General features: G+C 65.8%; 14 protein-coding genes. 9 read left to right on the top strand and 5 right to left on the bottom strand.

All coding sequences use genetic code 11. The features are described 5' to 3' along the window. Positions 1 to 6: 6 nt before the first annotated feature. Positions 7 to 642: a TetR/AcrR family transcriptional regulator gene (locus ACQP1T_RS16000; protein WP_433762223.1), complete on the bottom strand. Its 636-nt coding sequence runs from the start codon at positions 640 to 642 to the stop codon at positions 7 to 9. 19 nt (positions 643 to 661) lie between these two features. Beyond that, positions 662 to 1,807, bottom strand: coding sequence for an acyl-CoA dehydrogenase family protein (locus ACQP1T_RS15995; protein ID WP_433761095.1), 1,146 nt, complete (start codon positions 1,805 to 1,807; stop codon positions 662 to 664). A gap of 208 nt (positions 1,808 to 2,015) precedes the next feature. Between ACQP1T_RS15995 and ligA the strand changes: the two genes are divergently transcribed. Genes ligA through ACQP1T_RS15980 form a run of 3 tightly spaced genes read left to right on the top strand, consistent with a single transcriptional unit; the run spans position 2,016 to position 5,963 of the window. After that, positions 2,016 to 4,031, top strand: coding sequence for an NAD-dependent DNA ligase LigA (gene ligA / locus ACQP1T_RS15990; protein WP_433761093.1), 2,016 nt, complete (start codon positions 2,016 to 2,018; stop codon positions 4,029 to 4,031). A 49-nt stretch (positions 4,032 to 4,080) separates the two neighbouring features. Beyond that, positions 4,081 to 5,331: a sensor histidine kinase gene (locus ACQP1T_RS15985; protein WP_433761091.1), complete on the top strand. Its 1,251-nt coding sequence runs from the start codon at positions 4,081 to 4,083 to the stop codon at positions 5,329 to 5,331. Next, positions 5,319 to 5,963, top strand: coding sequence for a response regulator (locus ACQP1T_RS15980; RefSeq protein WP_433761089.1), 645 nt, complete (start codon positions 5,319 to 5,321; stop codon positions 5,961 to 5,963). The genes ACQP1T_RS15985 and ACQP1T_RS15980 overlap by 13 nt, the downstream gene beginning before the upstream one ends. 57 nt (positions 5,964 to 6,020) lie before the next feature. Here ACQP1T_RS15980 and ACQP1T_RS15975 read toward each other — a convergent pair whose 3' ends face one another. Together ACQP1T_RS15975 and ACQP1T_RS15970 are read right to left on the bottom strand one after the other, a co-directional pair. Then, entirely contained in the window at positions 6,021 to 7,529 is a 1,509-nt protein-coding gene (locus ACQP1T_RS15975; RefSeq protein WP_433761087.1) for an alpha/beta fold hydrolase, read from the bottom strand. A 38-nt stretch (positions 7,530 to 7,567) separates the two neighbouring features. Then, complete coding sequence (locus tag ACQP1T_RS15970) at positions 7,568 to 8,707, bottom strand: serine hydrolase domain-containing protein (RefSeq protein ID WP_433761085.1); 1,140 nt, start codon at positions 8,705 to 8,707, stop codon at positions 7,568 to 7,570. Between the two features lie 351 nt (positions 8,708 to 9,058). Between ACQP1T_RS15970 and ACQP1T_RS15965 the strand changes: the two genes are divergently transcribed. From ACQP1T_RS15965 to ACQP1T_RS15955, 3 genes are read left to right on the top strand one after another with little or no spacing between them, the layout of a single operon-like run. Beyond that, entirely contained in the window at positions 9,059 to 9,934 is an 876-nt protein-coding gene (locus ACQP1T_RS15965; RefSeq protein WP_433761083.1) for a TIGR03621 family F420-dependent LLM class oxidoreductase, read from the top strand. Positions 9,935 to 9,940: 6 nt separating this feature from the next. Then, complete coding sequence (locus tag ACQP1T_RS15960; RefSeq protein WP_433761081.1) at positions 9,941 to 10,585, top strand: hypothetical protein; 645 nt, start codon at positions 9,941 to 9,943, stop codon at positions 10,583 to 10,585. Between the two features lie 56 nt (positions 10,586 to 10,641). Then, positions 10,642 to 10,983: a hypothetical protein gene (locus ACQP1T_RS15955; protein ID WP_433761079.1), complete on the top strand. Its 342-nt coding sequence runs from the start codon at positions 10,642 to 10,644 to the stop codon at positions 10,981 to 10,983. A 7-nt stretch (positions 10,984 to 10,990) separates the two neighbouring features. Here ACQP1T_RS15955 and ACQP1T_RS15950 read toward each other — a convergent pair whose 3' ends face one another. Continuing rightward, positions 10,991 to 11,695: a TetR/AcrR family transcriptional regulator gene (locus tag ACQP1T_RS15950; RefSeq protein ID WP_433761076.1), complete on the bottom strand. Its 705-nt coding sequence runs from the start codon at positions 11,693 to 11,695 to the stop codon at positions 10,991 to 10,993. A 182-nt stretch (positions 11,696 to 11,877) separates the two neighbouring features. Here ACQP1T_RS15950 and ACQP1T_RS15945 point away from each other — a divergent pair, with 182 nt between their 5' ends. The 3 genes from ACQP1T_RS15945 (at position 11,878) to ACQP1T_RS15935 (ending at position 15,790) form a co-directional block, all read left to right on the top strand. Then, positions 11,878 to 12,813 carry an alpha/beta fold hydrolase gene (locus ACQP1T_RS15945; RefSeq protein WP_433761074.1) on the top strand — a complete coding sequence of 312 codons (936 nt, stop codon included), beginning with the start codon at positions 11,878 to 11,880 and terminating at the stop codon, positions 12,811 to 12,813. A 61-nt stretch (positions 12,814 to 12,874) separates the two neighbouring features. After that, positions 12,875 to 14,215, top strand: a complete 1,341-nt coding sequence (locus ACQP1T_RS15940; protein ID WP_433761073.1) for a hypothetical protein — start codon at positions 12,875 to 12,877, stop codon at positions 14,213 to 14,215. A gap of 105 nt (positions 14,216 to 14,320) precedes the next feature. Continuing rightward, positions 14,321 to 15,790, top strand: coding sequence for an SDR family NAD(P)-dependent oxidoreductase (locus ACQP1T_RS15935; RefSeq protein ID WP_433761071.1), 1,470 nt, complete (start codon positions 14,321 to 14,323; stop codon positions 15,788 to 15,790). Positions 15,791 to 15,804 lie beyond the last annotated feature (14 nt).

The following is a 15,804-nucleotide window of genomic DNA, read 5'->3' as shown; positions in this document are numbered from 1 at the left end:
GCGGCGTCAGTGTCCCGGATCCACCGTCGGCATGGTCTCGGTCACCAACGTCATCAGCATGTCGGCCAGCAGCACGTGCACCTGCTCGCGAGTGAGAGTGCCGCGGGTGATCCACTCCCGGCCCGCGACCTTCACCAGACCACCGAATGCGCGGACCATGGCACGCAGTTGCGCACTATGCGCCGAATCCGCGCGCCCGACCATCAGCAGCATCCGCTCGGCGGCCGCGTCATCGGCCTGATCCAGAATGTGCTGCACCTCCGGATCGTCGCCGACGCCCTCGTGGCTGGTCACCTTGACCCAGGTGCTGCCGTGTTCGGAGATCACGTCGAGCAGCCAGTGCACACTCGCATCGACACGTTCGCGATCGGTGCCCGTCGGCGCGACCATATCGTGCAGGCGCGGCAGGGTGACCATCCGGCGCACGACCGCGAGATACAGGTCGCGCTTATTGCCGAAGTAGTGGTTGATCAGCCCGCGCGCGACCCCGGCGCGCTGCGCGAGTTCCGCGGTGGAGACCGCCGCGTAGGGCCGCTCGCCGAACATGTCGATCGCGCATTCCAGGATCTGTGCGCGTCGCTCGTCCGGTTCCAGCCTGCGCCTGCGCGGCGGCGCCTCGGTGTTGGTTCGAGCGCCCCGCACGCGATCGGTGGCGGTGACCTCAGAGTGACCTGGCAATGAGATCCTTCATTACCTCGTTGGTGCCCGCGAGGATGCGCAGCACGCGGGCACCGGTGTAGAGCTGGGAAATCGGATACTCCGTCATGTAGCCGTAGCCGCCGAACAGTTGCAGGCAGCGATCGACCACAATACCGAGTTGGTCGGTAAGCCAGTACTTCGACATCGCAGCCGTGGGAATATCGAGTTCACCGCGCAGATGTTTGCCGATGCAGTCGTCGAGGAAGACCCGGCTCACCTTGGCGATGGTCGCGCATTCGGCCATTTCGAATTTGGTGTTCTGCATCGCGAACAGCGGCTTGCCGAAGGCCTCGCGCCCCTTGGTGTAGTCCACGGTCAACTGCACCGCCTTCTCCATCATGGCGACCGCGATGATGCCGGTGACCAGGCGCTCCTGGGCCAGCAGCTGCATCATCTGATAGAAGCCCTGGCCCTCGGCCTCGCCGAGCAGATTCGAGGCGGGCACCCGCAGTCCGTCGAAGAACAGCTCCGCGGTGTCCTGGGCCTTGCCGCCGATCTTGTTCAGGATGCGGCCGCGCTTGAAGCCAGGAGTGTCGTCGCCGACCTCGGCGAAGATCAGTGAAACGCCCGCCGCGCCCTTGGTCGGATCGGTCTTGGCGGCGATGAGAATGCCGTCGCATAGCCAGCCGTTGGTAATGAAGATCTTCGAGCCGGTGATGACGTACTCGTCGCCCTCGCGGACCGCGCGAGTCTTGATGTTCTGCAGATCCGAGCCGGTGCCCGGTTCGGTCATGCCGATGGAGAGCACCATCTCGCCGGTCGCGGCCTTGGGCAGCACCCGCCGCTTGAGGTCTTCGGTGCCGAAGTGGTGGATATAGGGCGCGATGATCGAGGTGTGCACGGCCATTCCCATCGAGCCGTCACCGGCGAAGGCCTGTTCCTCGATGATGGCGGCCTCGTGTGCGAAAGTGCCGCCTCCGCCGCCGTATTCGGTCGGGATCGCAGTGCATAGGAGGCCGAGTTCACCGGCCCGGTTGTACAGGGCGCGGTCCGGATGTCCCTGTGCGACGAACCGCTCCTCGTGCGGGACAACCTCCTTTTCGAAGAAATTTCTCGCCAGTTCCCGGACCGCCTCGACCTCGTCGTCGCTCCATGCCGCGCGTGCCATCGCAGAAATCCTTTGCTCATCGCGCGGGCCTGTCGCACCCGCGTCTCGTCATCAGATTGGCGCACTATTGGCATGATGTCAACAAAGCGGGCGCACGGCGGGTCGAGGCAGGTTATGGGGGAGATCTGGAGCCCTTGCTCAGTGGACGGACGAAATCGCCATTGATGATCAGACCGAACCTCGACAGTCATGTTTGCGTTCGACGTCGGTGGGCATCGGTAGCGTCACCACCGTGGAAACAGGGCAACATATCCGAGAGCTCGCGGACCGCATTGTGGCGCTGCGCGACGCCTACTACCAGGGCTCGCCGTTAGTCGCGGACGCCGAGTACGACGCGATCGAGGACGAGCTGCGCGGCCTGATCCAGGCGCATCCCGACCTCGCGCCGGACCCGAATCCGCTGGAGCAGGTCGGCGCGCCTGCGGTGCTGCACGCCCCGATCCGGCACTCGCGTCCGATGCTGTCACTGGAGAAGGCCACCAAGCCTGAGCAGGTCACAGCGTTCTTCGACCGATTCCCCGGCCAGCCGGTGGTGGTCATGCCGAAGCTGGACGGCTTGTCCCTGGCCCTGGTCTTCGAGGACGGGCGGCTGGTGCGTGCCGTGACCCGGGGTGATGGCACCACCGGTGACGACGTGACGATGCTGGTCCGGGCGTTGGTCGATGGTGTCCCTGAGCGGATCGAGGTCCCGGGGCGGGTGGAGGTGCGTGGCGAGGCGGTGATGCTCAGGTCGACCTTCCTCGCCTACAACACGGCGCATCCGGACAAGCCGCTGATCAATCCGCGCAACGCCGCGGCGGGGACGCTGCGCGCGAAGGACCCGGCCACGGTCGCCGAACGCCGTCTGCGGTTCTTCGGCTTCGACCTGGACACCTCTGACGGCGGCGCCGCGGTCGACCTCGAGGAGGGGCTGGCGGCACTGGGGGTCAGTGGTGCGCAGATGCGGCTGTGCGCCGACGCCGAACAGGCGCAGGCGGCGATCAAAGCGATCGAGCAAGGCCGCAACGAGCTCGACTACGACCTGGACGGCGCGGTGCTGCGGCTGGCCGACCGCGATGCCTACGCCGCGGCCGGGACTCGATCGAACTCCCCGCGCGGCGCGCTGGCGTTCAAGTTCGCCGCCGAGGAGAAGACCACCTTGCTGGCCGAGGTGATCTGGGACGTCGGCAAGACCGGCAAGATCGTCCCGGTCGCATGGCTGGAACCGGTGTTCGTGGGCGGCACGACGGTCACGAAGGCGACCCTGGCCAACCAAGAGGTGATTCGCGCCCGCGATATCAAGATCGGTGACACCGTCCTCGTGCGGCGCGCGGGCGACGTGATCCCGTTCGTCGCGGGCGTGCTCGACGCCTCCAAACGCACGGGCGAGGAGCGCGAGATCGTGCCGCCCACCACCTGCCCATCGTGCGAGCAGCCGGTGACCGAGCAAGGCAACAGCCGGGAGCTGTTCTGCACCAACATCTCCTGCCCCGCGCAAACGGTGCGCAGGCTCATCCACTGGGCGTCGCGAGCGGCGGCCGACATCGACGCCATCGGGCAGGTGTGGATCGAACGCTTGGCCGAGGCGGGCATTCTGGAGCGCCCCTCGGACTTCTACACGCTGACCAAGGAGCGCCTGCTCGAGTTCGACCGCATCGGCGAGGTCTCGGCTGCGCGCATGATCGACTCGATCGATGCGAGTCGTCACATCGGCCTGCGCCGCGCGCTGATCGGCCTGGCGATCCCGATGGCCTCCGACGGCACCGCCGCTCGCCTGGCCCGGGCGGGATTCGGCTCCCTCGAGGAGGTCGCCGACGCGGGCGAGGAACGGCTCGTGGCGGTCGAGGACATCGGGCCGAAGGTCGCCTCCTCCCTGGTCGCGCACCTGGCTCGCCTGCGTCCGGAACTCGAGCGGCTACGAGCCGCAGGCGTAAGCCTCGACGTGCGCGAGGAAGACCTCCCCCCGGTCGTCGCGGCAGGCGCACCCCTGGCGGGCAAGACGGTAGTGATCACCGGCGCGATCAGCGACCCACGCTCCGGCGAGAAAATCGCCCGCCCGACATTCCAACGCCTGTGCGAGAAGGCGGGCGCGACCGCCGCGTCCTCGGTCTCGGCGAACACCGATCTGCTCATCACCGGCGCGGGCGTCGGCGAGAGCAAGTTGACCAAGGCCGAGAAGCTCGGCGTCGAGGTCGTCGACCAAGGCGAGATCTGGAGCCTGCTGATCGCCGCCAAAGTCATCTAGACCGCAGCAGGCGCCGCGACGTGGACTACGGTCGCATCGTGACGATGTCGTGGAAGTACTGACCGTGCGATATGTGCGGGTCCGGGTGCGACGGCTGCCGTCCGCGATCGGGTATCTGGCGGTCGGCGGCGCGACATCGGTCCTGGCTATGTTCGCGCTGATAGGTCTGCTCGTCGTGGCGGCGCTGAGTCTGATCGGTGTGGGGATTCCGGCGATTCCCGAGGCGATGCGGGTGATCCGGCCCCTGATCGGTGCCGATCGGCGCAGGGCGGCGCGGCGACTCGGTGCGCCGATCGAGGCGGTTTATCGGCCGATGGACGGCGATCTGCGGCAGCGGCTCGGGACGGCATTTACCGATCCGGCCAATCGGCGCGATATCGGGTGGCTGCTGCTACATGCGGTGACCGGGAGCTATGTCGCGATTCTGGCGGTAGCGTTGCCGGTCAGCGCGGTCAATCAGCTGTTGATTCCGGCGTATTGGCAGTTGCTGCCCGCGGGCACGGTCGCCAACTTCGGTTTCACCGTCGACTCGTGGCCGAAGGCAGTGCTGAGCCTGGTGATCGCGGTACCGGTCGCCGCGGTGGCGCTGCAACTGCCGATGATCGCGGACTGGCAGGCCGTGGCCGCCCGCACGTTGCTGTCGCCCTCGGAGGATATCCTGCTGGCCCATCGGGTTGCCGCGCTCACCGCGACCAGGGCGGCCGCGCTGGATGCGCACGGTGCCGAACTGCGGCGGATCGAGCGCGATCTGCACGATGGCGCGCAGGCCAGGATCGCCGCGGTGATCATGCAGCTGGGGTTGGCCGATCAACTGCGTGAACAGGATCCGGAAGCGGCGCAGAGCATGGTGCGCAAGGCACAGGACACAGCGACTGCCGCGCTCGCGGAGCTGCGTGATGTGGTGCGCAGTGTCTATCCGCCGGTGCTGTCGGATCGTGGACTGTCCAGCGCACTGTCCGCGCTCGCCGCGCGCAGTCCCATTCCCGTGGTGCTGGATTCGAGTCGGGTGGGCAGGCTTGCGGCGGCAGTCGAGGCAGCGGCCTATTTCGTGATAGCCGAAGCCTTGACGAATGCCACCAAACACTCTGGAGCCCAGTCCATTTCGATTGTGCTCGGCGGTGCCGCCGAGGTGTTGACGATCGTGATCACCGATGACGGTGTCGGTGGTGCGCGGGAGACGTACGGCGGTGGACTGGCTGGCATCCGGCGGCGGGCCGAGGCGCTGGACGGGCGGATGGGGCTCACCAGCCCGGTCGGTGGCCCTACTGTATTGCGAGTGGAGCTGCCGTGCGGGTCATGATCGCCGAGGATGACACCCTCCTCCGGGAGGGGTTGGTGTTGTTGCTGACTACCGCGGGTATCGAGGTGGCCGCGGCCTTCGACAATGCGGACGATTTCCTCGCCGCGGTGGCCGCCGACCGGCCGGATGCGGTGGTCGTCGACATACGATTACCGCCGACATTCACCGATGACGGCCTGCGCGCGGCCGTACGCGCCCGCGAGCTGCATCCGGGCCTGGCGGTGCTCGTGTTGTCGGCGTATGTGGAGGACTCCTACGCCGCCGAACTACTCGGCGGCGGCGCGGGTGGCGTCGGCTATCTGCTCAAGGAGCGGGTCGGCAAGGTCGACCGATTCCTCGATTCGCTGCGCCGCGTCGTCGACGGCGGGACCGCGATGGATCCCGAGGTTATCTCGCAATTATTGGTGCGGCGCAAGGCGGATGATCCGTTGGCGGCGTTGACCGTCCGGGAGCGGGAGGTGCTCGCGTTGATGGCGGAGGGGCACAGCAATGCCACCATTGCCGAGCGGTTGGTGGTCACCGAAGGTGCTGTGCACAAACATATTCGGAATATTTTCGCGAAACTCGGATTGGCGGCCGATGATGTCGGTCATCGCCGTGTGCTCGCGGTGCTCGCATATCTGAACGCGTGAATTCCGCTCCTCCGGGATCGCCCGAACTATGTTGTGGTTCAGGCGATCCCTTTCGAGTCATTCGGCGTGACAGGTCACGTCCGTGGCCGGGAGCGTGCCGTCGCGGAGGTAGGTATTCACCAGATCGTATGTGCAATTGTTCGGGTAGTTCCCGAAGATCCAGTGGATCGGGACATCCTGCAGGGTGACCATGCGGGATGCGGTCAGATCCCGGTGCATGGCGACGGCCCCCGGATAGGTTGTGCGGGTGTCGCCGGTGGACTGCACGATCAGCGCCGGCACCGAATTACGTACCCGCGTTGGCGATTCGGCGGGCGGTGCCCAGAACGCACACGATGTCAGATTATTGACGAAGTCGCCGAATATCGGTTGGCTGGCGCGGGCGGCTTCGATATTGCCCCAGTACCAAGCCGGATCCCTTGGTGCTGCCACGTCGCCGCACATGATGGCGAGCTGTGCCGAATTGTCGCGTGGTTGTGCGTTGAGCATGAAGGCCAGCTCCGCATGCAATTCGGGCGCGAGCTCGACCGTTTTGCCGTCAGCCGCGTCGGCGAGCTGACCTACCGTGGCGGCCAGCGTCGGATACTTTCGCGGGGCGTCCAGTTCGATGAACAGCAGTACCGGCAGGGTGTGGTCGTCGATGGTGAAGTCGCCGAACCGGATCGGGTCCGCCGCCGAGCGACGGATCAGCTCCAGCACCTTCTCGCGCACCTGTTGGCGGGTTGCACCCAGGTGATATTCGTCCTCGTGCGCCGCGGTCCAGTCCGCCCACCTATCCAGCGCCGCCTCATTGGCCGGACCCATATCCTGCATCATGCCGACGGGCCCGTACCGATCTGGATCGGCGCTGCTGTCCAATATGATTCGGTCGCTGCGCTCCGGAAACATCTGGGTGAAGACCGCTCCCAGGTAGGTGCCATATGAGGTGCCGAAGTAGCTGACCCGCTCCTCGCCGAGCGCGCCGCGGATCACATCCATATCCCGCGCGGTATTGCGTGTGGTGTAGTTGCGCAGTCGCTCACCCTCGTTGACCGCGCAGCGGTTGGCCAGATCGTGCTGTGCGGCAACGGATTCGGCGAAGCTGGTGGCGTCTGTGCCAGCGGCTTGCAGGCCGAAGCCGCGCGGCCATCGACAGTCGAGGGGTGATGAGCGCCCAACCCCGCGCGGGTCTATGCCGATCAGGTCGTAGCGGGCGCGTACGTCGGGGGCCATCGCCGCACCGACATCGACCATGAAATCGAGCCCCTCCCCGCCGGGGCCGCCGGAGTTGGACAGCATCACCCCGTGCCGCCGCGCGGGATCGGTCGCGGCCATGCGTGAGATCACCACGGTGATCGTCTCGCCTTGCGGAGCACTATAATTCAGCGGCACAGTCACATCGGCGCATTCGGCATGCGCTTGGTCCAGGCGCGGGTTGTCGCACGACTTCCATTGCAGCGATTGGCTATAGAAGTGCTCCACATCCGGACCGTTCGGGGCGGTAGGGGTGGTGCAGGCGAGTCCCGTGCCCGCGAGCAGAGCGGCGAAGCCGGCCTGGACGGCCATCGTCACCTTATTGCGTAGCACTGTCGAACCTCCATTTCTCGATCGCATGTTTTCGCTGGTCATCCGCTACAGATGGCGATATCGAATACCTTCTCGACCGCGTCGAATGCCGCTTGACTGTTGGGCAGTTGGTTCGTGCTCACCACTACCGCGGTCCCGTCGGCGGCGACGCCGGTGCGGACTTCGAAGCCGGGGATACTGCCGCCGTGTCCCCAGACTTCTTTGCCACACGGCGCCAGGCGACGGATCAACCCCAGTCCGTAACCCTCGCCGGCTCCGCGGTCGAATGGGACGGTCCGCTGCATCTGCGCGAATTGCGCTGCGGACAAAAGCCTTCCGCTCAACAATGCGATGAAGAATCGATTCAGGTCCGATCCGTTCGAGATCATCGCGCCTGCCGTTCCCGCCCACGAGGTATTCAGGTCGGTGAAATCTATTCGCTTACCATCGATTTCGTGGTAGCCCGACGGATGTGGGTCGCGGATTCCGGTGTCGCCGTCGGCCGGGAAGTACGTCGCTCGCAAATCGAGTGGTTCGATGATCCTGCGGGTGATCTCCGCGGCGGGCGGCTGGCCGGTGACGCGTTCGATGAGCATGCCGAGCAGGATGTAATTGGTGTTGGTGTAGACCGATTTCGCGCCGGGTTCGAAATCCGGCGGCATCGTTATGGCCATGCGGACCAGGTCAGCGGGCGCGAACTGGTGACGGCGGACGGTATCCGAGGTGGGGTCCAGCTGATTGCCCGTAGTCTCCATACCGCCCTCGGCGCTACCATGCCCCAGGTAGTCGGGCACACCGCTGGTGTGCTGGAGCAACTGCCGCACGGTGATCCGGTTGCCGTCGTTCCCCGTGCCCTGCACCACACCTGGGAGATACCGTTCCATGGGTGCGTCGAGTTCGACCTTGCCTTCGGCCACCAATTGCAGAATCACCGTCGCCACGAATGTTTTGGTATTGCTGCCGATCCGCACCTGCGCGTTGTCGGCGAACGGCGTACCCGTCCGCAGGTCGCCAACGCCCGCGGTCAACGTGCGATGCCCGCCCGGACCGTCGATTACCGCCTGCACGCCGGGGAAGCCGTTCTCGACCACCTGATCCATTGCGGCGGTCAGCTCCTGGGACGGTGCCGAGGCGATGGGTGTCGTGCATGCCGCAGTGGTCAGGATCGCCATCATCGCGATTCCCGATAACGCGCTCATGCTGGAATGGCGCCGAAATACCTTCATGAGCGGTGATTTCCTCCAGTTCTAGCGCGGGAGTCATCGTTGCTCCCTTGCGATTCGAGCCTAGAAATCCGTACTGGTCACGCCCATGCCGTGCGCACCCGAATTCCGGGTAGAGCCCACTGGTGTCGGTTGGTGGTGCCAGCACTACCAACAACAAGTGCGCCGAAACCCCTCGGACACGAGGCACGGTGAAGAAGGTGGCGACCGCGGCAGCGGGCGGGGATCGCTGTAGCCCGTGCCGCCACGGTCGTACACTGCGTGCCGTCGTGAACTGCGAGCACCCGATCGACTACCGTGCGAAGTGTGGAAGAAGATCGAAATGATATGACACCGCGTCCTTTTCGGTTCGCCGTCGGTTTCTCCGCGGCGGGTTCGCGCGCCGAGTGGCGAGACAAGGCGCGGCAAGCCGAAGACTTGGGCTACGACGTGATCCAGGTTCCCGACCACCTGGGTATGACCGCACCGTTCCCCACGCTGGTCACCATGGCGGAGGCGACGGACCGTGTGCACGTCGGCACGATGGTATTGAATGCGGGCTTCTACCGGCCTGCTCTGCTGGCTCGTGACGTGGCGAGCGTGGATCAGCTCACCGATGGGCGATTCGAGTTCGGACTCGGTGCCGGACCGGATTTCGCGAAGCCCGAGTTCGAGGCGGCCGGGCTGCCGTTCCCGAGCGGGCGGCAGCGTATCGACTACCTGCGTGACACCATCGGCGAGATCCGCACACTGTTCGCGAACGGTCACCAACCACCGGTCCGCCGCCGTATCCCGCTGCTGGTGGCCGGGCGCGGGGACCGCCTGGTGCGCCTGGCGGCCGAACACGCCGACACGGTGGCGCTGGCCGGGGTGCCCGTCGGCACCGATATCGATTCCGAGCAAGCCGGAACTGTCGCGCTCGCGCGCCGGGTCGAGTTCGTCCGCGCCGCGGCCGGAGAACGTTTCTCCGAAATCGAGCTGGGGCTGATGGCACAGGCGGTGCACGTGCAAGGCCACGGCGACAGCGATCTGTCGCTGCCGCGCATGTTCAATCCTGGCCTGTCCGATGCACAATTGCGTTATCTGCCCGGCGTACTGCACGGATCCGCACGCAGCATCGCAGATACGTTGCGGCACTACCGCGAGGCGTATTCCGTCACGCATTACGCCGTCCCCGAGACCCATATGACCGCTCTCGCAAAAGTGATCGAAGAGCTTCGGTGAAATGCGATGTACCGAGCCACACAGCATTTCGGCTCCGACGCCGCACAGCTCATCGTGATTGAGCAGGCACGGGCGGCGGTTGCGCGGTTGCGCGCGGTGGCGGCGGAATCGGATGGGCGGGTCAGACTGGAGCCCGGCATCGCGGACGAGGTGATGGACGGCTGGCAAGTACAGGTGCCCCCGGATATTCGGCTGATCGCCGGGGAGATCGGGGCGATCTGGTTCGACGAGTACGACGCCATCGAATTCGACCACCCGCGCAATGACGATCCCGGGCCCCGTCCCACAGATGCTCCGGAGCGTTATTGGATTCTGCATACGAATTCGGCGGCCGAAACCTATTACGCCGAGGTCGATTCCGAAACCGGAGCGTGGGGGCGGATCTTCTACTACTGGGAGGACCACAGCAACACCTTGGTCGCGGAGAACCTCGCCGAATGGCTGATTTTCGTGGCCCATGGGCTGGAGCTCGCCTTGCGCATCGATAGCGGCGAAATGGTTCCGGAACTGGCCTCGGCCGGATACGTGGACGAAACGGAGCTACCGGAGCTCACCTTCGAGAACGTATTCCGCGACTGGTTCGGCAGTTACGGCGAATTCTTCGCCCAACGCGACGATCCCCGAGCGACGACTCCCTATGTCCTGGGCTAACTCGACAATCGGGGAGATGGGAACAGGTCGAATCCAGGCCCCCGCAGGGCTTCTGCGTGCGGGCGACCACGAGTACCCTCGCCGACGTCCGCACCTCCCTGGCGACCGTCGCCGAGATCACCGATGAGGACTGGCACCTGCACGCAGCCACCGAAAACGGAGAAACCCCAATGCACAACACTCGATTTCGCGCTACCGGGATCACCGTAGCAATCGCGGTAGCCGCCGGTCTCGGCCTGACCGCGTGCGGTAAGACGGAACGCTGGTGCGAACGAGACCAAGATGATGCTGTAGTCGAAAACTGGCGCTGCGAGCAGAATCTGGCGGGCTACGAGTGGGAGCCCGACCATGACAAGCCGAAGACAAAGAAGAAGCCGAACAAGTCGAAGAAAAAATGACCGACCTTCAGCCGGTCGGCCGCTGGGCCTGGTTGACAGCTGCGAGCGAGGTGAAGATCGGGGTGTCCGGATCGGCTGAGATGCCCTGGCGCCGCAGGAATCCATCGATCAGACCCCAGACGAATTCGGTTGCCTGGTCGATGAATTCGGCCGTGCCATCCGGATGGCGGGGATCCGCGTCACCCAGCCACAGATCGGTGATCGCGGCGACGACGCCGACGACCGCGCGGGCCAGATAGTCGATGCCGGTGGCATCGATCGGAATGGATTCGGCGATCTCACGCGCCTGCCGGGCGACTCGGCCGGCGGCCGCGCGGCCGAGATCGAATTGCGGTACCGAACCGTCCGCCTGCTGGGTGACGTGTGCCTGCCCGAGGAAGCGAAAAACGTTGGGGTGCCGGAGAATGCTGTCGGCATAACCGGTGAGCACGCGGCGCAGCGCGACCCGTGGCGGTTGCAGCATCAGCGTCAGATCGTTGCCCGCACCGGCCGCGACCGATCCGGCCATCCGGTCGCCGATTTCGGTATAGAGATCGGCCTTATCGGCGAACTGGCGGTACAGGCGCGGTTTGGTGATCCCGGCCTCGCGGGCGATGTCGTCCATGCTCGGGCGCGGACCGTCCCGGTCGATCACCCGAATGGCGGCGTCGACGATCCCCTCGCGGGTGATCGTCCGCGGCGTCGATCTGGGAGATCTGTCCGAACGGGGCATGGTCCGGAGCCTACACGTACCGGCGGTACGCCCTGTCCAACCGAGACGGCCCTCGAATGTGGGTGACCGACCTCATAGCGGGTGGCGGTTTCGACCCATTGATTCGGGTAATACGTACTGTCAGTATCGGAGCACGTACCGGCGGTACACGCAGCACCCAGCGCATCGATCGAGGCAAGCAGATGACCGAACAGCTCGACTCCCCCGACCCGACCGGCATCCAGCAACCACACCGCCGGTCCACGGTGGCTGGTGCGAATGGTGAGCTGGCCGTGTTCGAATGGGGCGAGCGCGGTGCCGAACCGCTCGTCTTGGTGCACGGCCTGTCCGACACCCATCTGGTCTGGTCCGCGGTGGCGACGCTGCTTGCCGACGGCTTTCGGGTCATCGCCTACGATGTGCGCGGACATGGTGAATCGACGAAACCCGGTGTGCCGCAGGACTATCGACTCGATCACCTGGCCGATGATTTCTTCGCGTTGATCGATGCGATCAGCCCGAAGCGGCCGGTGCACGTCTGCGGACACGGCTGGGGTGCGGTGCAAATGTGGGAGGCGGTCTGCGATCCGCGCGCCAATACCCGGATCGCCTCGTTCACCGCCGTCGCGGGTCCGAATCTCGATCACGTCGGGATGACACTGCGCGAGTTGGCAAGCCAACCGCGCCGAGCGCTGGAGCTGATCGCCGACCGGAAATTCTGGCGACACGGGGTTGGAACGGCCCAGACCGCGGCGCGACGGATCGCCTATCCGCCACGGGTGCGTACCTGGTTGATCGAACAGCTCGGCGGTGTCGCCCGCGCGTACGCGCCGATCGCCCCGACCTGGCGCGCGGATCTGGCCGCTGGCGCACGGATCGCCGTGGCCAATCTGCCGCATCATCTGCTGCGGCCGCGCGAGCGCACCACCGCGGTGCCGGTGCAGCTCGTCGTGGATACCACCGACGTGCTGGTGCCGCCGTTCCTCTACTACGGCAGCGCACGATGGGTGGATCGGTTGTGGCGCTGCCCGATTCCGGCCGATCACTGGCTGCCGATAACCGAGCCACTGCTCGTCGCCGAGGCCATCGCGAACTTCGTCGAGGATCTGCGCGCCGCGAACGCCAACATCCCGCAATGACCGCGTAGGTCCCACCAGCGTTGGGTGGCAGGGAAATCCGACGGGGTGGTACTTTGCGCGCATGACCGGACCGGGGGAACAACAGAATCAGCCCAACGACGCATGGTGGGCGCAGGAACAGCCGCAGCAGGGACCGCAGTATTCGCAATCGGATCCGACGATGGTCGGACAGCCGGGTTATCAGCTGCCATCACAGCCCGCGGTTCCAGTGGTGGCACCACAAGGCCCGGCGGAGCAGCAGCCCGCTGATCCCACGATGGTGCGGCAGCCGTTCGATCAGCCGGCGGCCGCGCCCGCCGGATCCGGGACCGGGTATCAGCAACCGGGATATCACCAGTCCGCGCCGGGATATCCGCAACCGGGAACACCACAGGGCGCGCCCGGACTCCAGCAGGGCGGGACTCCACAAGCCACACCCGCCGGATACCAATCGGGGACCGGCTATCAGCAACCCGGATATCACCAGTCCGCGCCGGGATATCCGCAACCGGTGGAACCGCAGGTCGCGCCTGGATTCCAGCAGGGTGGAACACCGCAAGCCGCACCCGGATTCCAGCAGGGTGGAACACCACAGGCCACACCCGGATTCTCGCAGTCCGGGTTCCCGCAACCCGGATTCGAGCAGCCCGCACCTGGATTCCCGCAGGGCGCACCAGGTTTCCAACAGTCCGGATACCAGCAGCCCGGCGGATTCCAGCCCGCGCCCGGATACCAGCAGCCGCCCAAATCCGGTGGCAAAGGCTGGCTTTGGGCGCTCGGCGCGGTCGTCGTCACCTCCGCGGTGTGGGCGGGCGCGATGTTCGCGATCGGCGCCTTCGACGCGGGCAAGGCCGATATCAGCAAGGATGCCGATCTGCGCGGCTACAAGTATGTCGACAACCTCTGCGATCTCACCGACACCTCGCCCTACACCAGCGCGGGCTTCACGCTGTCGAAGACCGATTCTTCGGGCAAAACCTATCCGAAGCACGAGGGTTCCAAGCACGCCGCCGTCGATTCGATGGGGTGCGATGTCCGCTTCACCCCGTCCGGTTCGACGGAGAAGTACGACTACGCCGCCATCTACACCAGCGCGCAGGTGCACAAGCAGACCAATCCGGGACCAGAATTCACCGCGTCGTACGAGACATGGACCCAGAACGAATACGGCACGGGCGCGAAGGTCGACAAGATTTCCGGATTCGGCGACGAGGCGTATCTGATCACCGGTAAGCACAAGTCGGACGATCCGACGGCCGATGTCTCACTGGCCATGCGCGACGGCTGGACCACCTACCACATCAGCTGGTCGCAGTATTCGTCCAGTTCGTCGAAGTCCTCGGGCAAGATCCTCAGCGCGTCCGAGGTCACCGATCTGCTGAAGAAGACGGCCACCTCGACGATGAGCAAGCTGCGCAAATAGGTGGCATTCGGTCGGCGGGGGACCGCCCGCGCCGACCGGTCCGCATTCGAATGCGACAATGACTGGGTCAACCTCCCAGTTCACGAAGGATAAACCCGCATTCCGATGGTCGAGAACACCGCGTCGACGTCTACCGCACCAGCGCCGAGCGGCACCGCCATCGACCCCGATGAGCTGGCGATCTGCCTGCGGGTGCTGGAGCAGGCCGGGCAGTTGGACAAGGACGATCCGGCGTCGGTCACGGTGCAGCGCGCCGTCGGCCATATGTTCAAGAAGTTGAAGCAGCGCAGGCGCACCGAGGCAAGGGATTCGGTCGCCGAGGCGGACCGGGCGGTGGTCGCGGCGACCGCGACCGGTTCGCCGAATCGGATCGATGACGAAACCGCGGGCATTCCGCTGACCTCGAATGCGGCGGGCGCGAGCGCGGGCACACTGATCCGGCCGCGGCCCTGCTACATCTGCAAGCAGCGCTATACCCGGGTCGACGCGTTCTACCACCAGCTGTGCCCGGACTGCGCGGCCAGCAGCCACACGAAACGGGACGCTCGTACCGATCTGACCGGACGGCGCGCCCTGCTGACCGGCGGTCGCGCCAAGATCGGCATGTATATCGCGCTGCGGCTACTGCGCGACGGTGCGCATACCACCATCACCACCCGCTTCCCCAATGATGCGATCCGCCGCTTCGCCGCCATGGACGACAGCGCCGACTGGCTGCACCGGCTGCGCATCGTCGGCATCGATCTGCGGGATCCGGCCCAGGTCGTCGCGCTCGCCGATGACGTCGCGGCACAGGGACCGCTGGATATCCTGATCAACAATGCCGCTCAGACCGTGCGCCGCTCCCCCGGCGCGTACAGCGCGCTGGTCGAGGCCGAATCCGGCCCGCTGCCCGCGGGTGCGCTGCCGGATGTGGTGACCTTCGGCAAGACCATGCAGGCCCATCCCACCGCACTGACCGCATCCCTGACCCCGACGCTGTCCTCGGCCGATGTGGCGGAGCTGGCCCTGGTCGCGGGATCGGCCACGCCGGAACGCATTTCCCGCGGTGTCGCCATCGACGCCGGTGGTCTGGTGCCGGATCTGGCGCACACCAACAGCTGGGTGCAGACCGTCGCCGAGGTGGATCCGACGGAACTGCTCGAGGTTCAGCTGTGCAATTCGGTGGCGCCGTTCATTCTGGTTTCCCGGCTGCGCCCAGCCATGGCCGCCGCCGCGGCCCGCCGCAAATACGTCGTGAACGTCTCCGCCATGGAGGGTCAGTTCTCCCGCGCGTACAAGGGCGCGGGCCACCCCCACACGAATATGGCCAAGGCCGCGCTGAACATGTTGACCCGCACCAGCGCCCGCGAAATGTTCGAACAGGACGCCATCCTCATGACCGCCGTCGACACCGGCTGGATCACCGATGAGCGCCCGCATTACACCAAGCTCCGCCTCGCCGAAGAGGGCTTCCACGCACCCCTGGACCTGGTGGACGGCGCCGCCCGCGTCTACGACCCCATCATCCAGGGCGAAACCGGCACCGACCTCTACGGCTGCTTCCTCAAGGATTTCCAGCCCTCGCCCTGGTGATCCGGCGGGCCGAG

It is taken from the genome of Nocardia sp. CA-135398, assembly GCF_050955845.1.
GTDB lineage: Bacteria > Actinomycetota > Actinomycetes > Mycobacteriales > Mycobacteriaceae > Nocardia.
The sequence above is the reverse complement of the archived record's forward strand: the minus strand, read 5'-3'. Positions and strand labels throughout refer to the sequence as shown.